This window comes from Cupriavidus sp. 01L46 (assembly GCF_056399905.1).
Map to the genome: position 1 here is coordinate 1 of NZ_JBFTSF010000646.1, position 932 is coordinate 932.

The window sequence follows — 932 nt, forward strand, 5'->3', positions numbered from 1 at the left end:
CGTCACTCCACTCCGCGGCCAATGGCACCATACGGGCATGCCGAGTGTGCTCCATCACAGCATAATCGATGGATATGCTGGGGCAACTCTCCAGGGATTCCGAGTGCAATCTGAAGAAATCTTGATCTCTCTGGCCATTGCTAACGGCCTCGCGTGCGGCGGCAAGTATTTCTGGCGCGAACTTCCCTAATTCGGCGAGGAATGTGGAAGCCCGAAACAGAAATATGCCGCTGTTCCAAAAATAGTTGCCTTCTGCCAAATACTGGCTAGCACGCTCGAAGGACGGTTTCTCCACGAAGCGCTCCACATCGAGTATCGAGTCACCTTGTGGAAATCCTGCCTTGATATATCCGTAACCGGTAGCAGGCTCCGTGGGAACAATACCAAAGGTAACTATGGCACCTTCCTTCGCGGCGGCCACCCCATGAATTACGGCCGACGCAAATGCATCTATATCGCGAATCAGCTGATCTGAAGGCAATAGTAATAATAGAGGATCTTCGCCCGTTGACATGGCTTGCAGAGCTGCTGCTGCGGCGGCTGGCGCGGTGTTCCGAGCATGGGACTCTAGAATCAGCGTGGCATCGTCGATACCCGCTTCGAGAGCCTGCTCTGCGACCATAAAGCGATGTGCGTGGTTAGAGACCAGCATCGGAGCACCGATTCCGGCGATCCGCTTCACTCGCAGAAGGGTTTCCTGCAGCAACGACCGGTTGCTCAGCAACCGGAGAAACTGCTTAGGATAGCCTTCGCGCGAGAGCGGCCAAAGACGGGTACCCGAGCCACCACACAGGACGACTGGAATGATGACGGCTGGTGTTTCCATCCGAACTCTCCTTGTGCCACATGGGCATTCAAGCACGCCTTCCGGCGACACTGAGTCGGCCGGAAGACTCACCGCTGCATTGCGGTTGGCTACCCCTGCAAATAAT

General features: G+C 55.7%; 1 protein-coding gene. It reads right to left on the bottom strand.

Annotation, left to right across the window (positions count from 1 at the left end; genetic code table 11):
• The coding region (locus AC1DS3_RS39085; protein ID WP_477129420.1) for a mannose-1-phosphate guanylyltransferase at positions 1 to 826 on the bottom strand (826 nt) is incomplete at its 3' end.
• Positions 827 to 932 lie beyond the last annotated feature (106 nt).